Below are 5,175 nucleotides of genomic sequence, written 5' to 3'. Positions count from 1 at the left end.
AAAAAATGAATGTGCGGTGATTTATTTTTGAAATTCTTGAAATTATATCAAAAATTTAGAGTTTTGACGGAGAGACTAAAAATGGTCCATAGCATATCTCCGTCCTTAGCAGATATGATCATGCGTAATTGGTGAGTCATGAACAAAAACTCTAATAAACATATCACATGATTACTCTATTTAAAGAGATTGCCTAAACCTTTCTTAATCAGATTTTCTGTTCCATTATTATTATCTGGATTATCCGTAGGTGAAGGAGCTGCTTGTTGACTACTACCACCTATAATATTTTTTAAAATATCTCCTGCACCGCCTTTGCCTCCTTGAATTTTATCTATAACCTTAGTTAAAACATTTTCTACCAAATATTGTTTTAAGGCTTTAGCATCTACCTTACGCTGTATATTATCTAAAGGACCATAAAGATGAACATTAAAAGGAGGTAATTTTTGTCTATCTACTTTAACAGTAGAATTAACATCCAAATAGTACTTTGGAAGGTCAACCTTTCCTTCTGCACCAACAGTTACCGCCGTAGCATCTAACTTAAAGTGAGTTAAGGTACCAATTCCTTGTTTAATTATAACGTTTGCTTCTAAATTATTAAACGCCGTCTGACCTCCAGCAAAAGATGTATCTAATAAATTTATAATACTGGAAAGATCATTCATTTTGTCTAATGCATCTAATACCTTTTGTAGATTCACGCCATTTATTTTACCTTCTGTACCTACAAGATTAATGTTACCTGAGAGATTGTTTATATACTGATGCTCACTTGTGCCCAATGATTGCAATTTAGATGAGAAATTAAAATTTCCTTCTGTAATTTTTATTTCTTTATAATTTGGAACTACATCTTTAAGCTTTGCTTCTTTTAGCTCAGTATTTAAAAGAATTTCGCCAGTTTTAGCTATTACATGCCCATGTGCTTCTATAGAACCTCCATAAATACGACCTGAAAGAAATTCAAGATTAAGCTTACCACTTGCAAGCTGAAGCTTAGATTTCATACTATCTATATTTAGTGGTGCTTTAGTAAGTTTTGGAACAGATATTGTGAAAGTTCCATCAAAAGCATTTAAAAAAGATAGATCAATTTTCTCTTTAGACCACGGCGAACCAGACTTTTGAGTAGCTGGTGATACGTTTCCTTTATTACTGGTATTCCCTTGATTACTTGAATCATTCAAATTAATTTCTGAAGTGACTAAATCAAAAATAATTTTTGGCTTGTTGGTCAAATCTATGTTAGCTTTACCATTTAAAGATGTTTTGTTCTTATTGATAGTAACGTCAGATTTATTTAATATTATTTCTAAGACAGGCATTTGTCCCGAAATAGTATGCGATAATGAAAAAGCTCCGAGAGCAGCTGAAGCTTCTTTTTGATTTAAAAGTTGTTTTAAACTGTTACCAAGGTTTTGACCATTTGCTGTTATAGTAAGATATGGTTTATATGAACTAGCAGTGTCCACTTTACCAACTATATGAGTATCAATTCCTGATAGAGTAAGGAGAGTATCTGTTTGCCAGATTTTAGCTTCTTCACTACTCTGTCCTTTAATTTTTACTCCCGAAATTCCAATAGGAGAATTTATTCCCAATAACTTCATTAAAGTTGATCCTTTATTGGTCTCGAGGTTATAGGATAAATTGAGTTTTGGTTGCCAATTTATCGTAACATTACCATTTAAGTTCGCTTCTCCCAACAGGAGAGAGATATTTTGGACATCAACGGTATTTTTACTATACGTTACTGAAGCTCCAAGCGAGATATTATTACTCAAAAGCAAAGGCACATCTGAAGAGTTGATTTGTAATTCTTCTAATAAAGGCTTTAAACCTTGTGTCTTTATATTAATTTTATATCCTTTTAGCGCTTGGTCATTAGTAACCTTAGCAATAATATTACCTGGCACTATGTTTAAATTTAAAGTAGGTACCCCTCCTTTAAATTTGTACCCCCCTTCTCCTTTAGCCAGTATTTTTCCCATTGAAAAATTTAAGTCGCTAAGTAATATATTTTCCTTATCTGCAGTAATCCTAGTTGTAAGGTCGAATTCTCTCTGTAATCCTATCGGTATCATAGGAAAAAGATCACTTAAATGTTTTGCATTACCTTGATACTTTATATTTCCTGCAAAACTTAAATCATCTAAACTAAATTCTCCTGCGAGAGTAGCTTTTTCTCCTTTTATTTTACCTTCCGCCATGATGGGCATCAACGGTTGATTAGCATTAATTGAACCATTAAGCAAAATATTTTCCTCAAAAATTTTACTATTAATAGTAAATTCCATTGGCCCTTGTCCTAATAAATTTTTAATTATTAGATTTATATTCTCAAAAGCAATTTTTTCATTGTTTTGAACGTAAATTATTTGGCCATTTTCAATTACTAAGCGTTTTATAGAAAAAGGTAATTTAGGTATCTGTAGTGGTGTAGGATTATTAGTAGCAGAATTCTTACCGTTGTTATCTGTTTTTAATGTTTGAAGGCCTTTGCTATTATTTTGTTTTTCAATATGAATTTTAGGATTCTCAAGCATTATCTCAGAAATTACAAATGTACCTGTAAATAATGGTAAAATAGCTAAAGTTGCTTTTGCCTTGCCCACTTTAAGTATAGGAAGCTTTTGTTCATCAGGTAGACCAGAAAGTTCAATGTCAGATAACACTATCTTAGGTGCAGGTAAGATAGAAAACGTTATTGTATCTTTAATTATTAAGTCCCTTCCGGTCTCGGATTTTATTTTGGCTTCTATATCTTCTTTATAGTCGTCTAATGAAATTAGTAAAGGGATTACTAATAACGCTAAAATAAGCACTAGAACAAGAAATGCACCATATTTTAAAAATTTTCCCATCACTTACCTCTGTATATAATTTATTCTTTATTTTGCTAATATTCTTAATATTTATACTATAGATAATATTTCAATAACAGGAATATCTTCAGGGTTTCGATTGTTGCCTTGTAATGTGCTCTGTATTTAGATCGCTTAGAATGTATTCCCAAAACTTTAGCCCGTTTCTAAGTGCAAACGCAGATGTTTGATTGGTAAGTATAATAATTCCAGCTTTTTTTGAAGGAATGAACCCCATAAAGGTAGTAGCTCCATTAATAAAGCCAGAATGGAATATCAACCTTGACTCCTCTTTATTGTCAAGAAATAGAATACGCCAACCTAGACCATACCACGATTTTATACGATTATTATTAAATGGTAGACCAATATTCCAATAAAATACGTCTTTATTTTCAACTCTTGGCCTAAAAATTTCATTTAATACAGTTTCTGTTATTAAATCAGGTCTAGTACCCATAGCTAGTTTTAAGAATTCTGTCAAAGAATTAATTGTAGCAAAAACACCAGCAGCAGCTGGAACTGATTTTTGGTAATTAGAAGGAAAAGGTAATTGCTTTCCACTTCGTGAATATTGTCGAGCAAAATTAGAGTTTGGATCTATAGGTAATAAAGTTATGCCATTTGTACCTAGCTTACTATTAAGCAAAGATATAGCATCAGTTATACTATACCCCCTTTCCTTTAATGCATCGTCTATAAAACTGTACATTAAATATAACATTTACCTGGTTTGCAATTAGCTTCTTGTTGCTTTATTTGATTAATTAACTCAGTTTTGTTGATTCCTGACTCAACCAGAGCATTACCAGTAAATTGATAACCTGTAGTATGGCTTAGAAAATTTGAAATAGACATATTAGATTTCAAAAATGTTAATTTTACTATATCATTGAAACTAACTTGTCCTTGTAACACCATAAGACCGATTGCCGTTGAAATAATGGGTTTTGATATTGAAGCTAGAGCAAACAATGTGTCGTCATCTATGGGCAATGTCCTACCTATATCTTTAAAACCAAAAGATTTTTTATAAACAATTTTTTCATTGATTATTATAGCGACTGCACCACCCTGCACCCCTTCTTGTTCAGATTCGATATTTTTAATAAATGATTCAAGGTCATTTATAGAGTAACCTTGGCTATTTGAGGCGGAGGATATTGAACTAGTAAAGAGAAGGCAAATAAACATTAGTAACCTGATCATAAATCCTATTTTCCTTGTGTAGATGTTTCAAATATTAACGCCTGACGCTTAAACCAATATTTAGTAGATAATACTATTAACTAAATTAGTGCACAACACTCAAAGCTAATATGAAGAAAGAATAGTGAAGGCACTTAATAGCCACTAATCTTTTTGCTCTTCCGCTTCTCCCGTTGTTAAAACGCTCTCGAACGTCCCTATCTGGCCATTTACTCCCAAGGATTCTAAAGTACCTTTTGCTTCGCTAAAAAACATGTCCGCTACTACTCCTTCTTCAAGGTTTTCATAATGAAAAGAGTTACTTGACCCATCTTGAGAATCGCAAGAAGTATCTTTTTCTTTTAAATTAAACTCTCCCGTAAGAGGAGCTAACTTATTTGATGCTATAAAACAATCTATTACCCCCCTTTCCTCGATGCTAAGATGTAGTGGGTCAATAATAGTTTCCTTCCAAATGATAGATAATTGCTTAACAGGAATAGTTGCCAGAGTTTTCTGAAGGGTTATGTCAGATGGTTTTGAGCTTAGAATTAAGTTAATAACTGTAATATTACGCTCTGGACCAGCCTTCAAAGTAAAGTCATAGTTATTTTCTGCAAAAGCTTCTAATACAGGTACTGAGCAAGTTACAGCCGCTAAGTGCAGCGGGGTCATGTCTTCAACGTAATCGTTTCTTGCTCCTTTCTCGATCAAAAATTTGGCTATTTTTACGAAGTCTGTATGAAGAGTTCCTTCAAATATTGCTTTATAAAGAGGAGATTTATTACCTCTGCCTTTATTTATATCAGCTCCCATTACTTCTACTAAGTACTCTACTTTCTCATAATATCCTGCATTTTTGTGAATATCATTTTTTATACTATCATAAAGTAACGTGGCTCCCTTTACTCCGCATATATTTACCGAATACGGATTAATATTATGATTGAAAGGGTTAGGAATTTTTTTCTTTACTGAGCCTTCTTCAATTGCATCAAACTCTCCTTTACGTTTCATGTTCTTCTCCTTCTTCCTTAAATAGTCTCTCCGTCAAAACTCTAAATTTTTGATATAATTTCAAGAATTTCAAAAATAAATCACCGCACATTCATTTTTT

Annotated in this window: 4 protein-coding genes; all 4 read right to left on the bottom strand. The window is 32.4% G+C overall.

What is annotated here, in order from left to right; all coding sequences use genetic code 11:
* Positions 1–176: 176 nt before the first annotated feature.
* Positions 177–2,870, bottom strand: a complete 2,694-nt coding sequence (locus Megvenef_RS07400) for an AsmA family protein (RefSeq protein WP_322777322.1) — start codon at positions 2,868–2,870, stop codon at positions 177–179.
* A gap of 88 nt (positions 2,871–2,958) precedes the next feature.
* Positions 2,959–3,594, bottom strand: a complete 636-nt coding sequence (locus tag Megvenef_RS07395; protein ID WP_322777321.1) for a serine hydrolase — start codon at positions 3,592–3,594, stop codon at positions 2,959–2,961.
* Positions 3,582–4,064 (bottom strand): serine hydrolase domain-containing protein, encoded by a 483-nt coding sequence (locus Megvenef_RS07390; RefSeq protein WP_322777320.1) that lies wholly within the window; start codon positions 4,062–4,064, stop codon positions 3,582–3,584. The genes Megvenef_RS07395 and Megvenef_RS07390 overlap by 13 nt, the downstream gene beginning before the upstream one ends.
* A 159-nt stretch (positions 4,065–4,223) precedes the next feature.
* A complete protein-coding gene (locus Megvenef_RS07385) occupies positions 4,224–5,075 on the bottom strand; it encodes an ankyrin repeat domain-containing protein (RefSeq protein ID WP_322777319.1) in 852 nt (283 codons plus the stop codon).
* Positions 5,076–5,175: the final 100 nt, after the last annotated feature.

Origin of the sequence: Candidatus Megaera venefica (assembly GCF_034554655.1) — a bacterium.
In the GTDB taxonomy this organism is placed as follows: Bacteria; Pseudomonadota; Alphaproteobacteria; order Rickettsiales; family Rickettsiaceae; genus Megaera_A; species Megaera_A venefica.
This window is presented reverse-complemented; position numbering and strand designations above follow the sequence as displayed.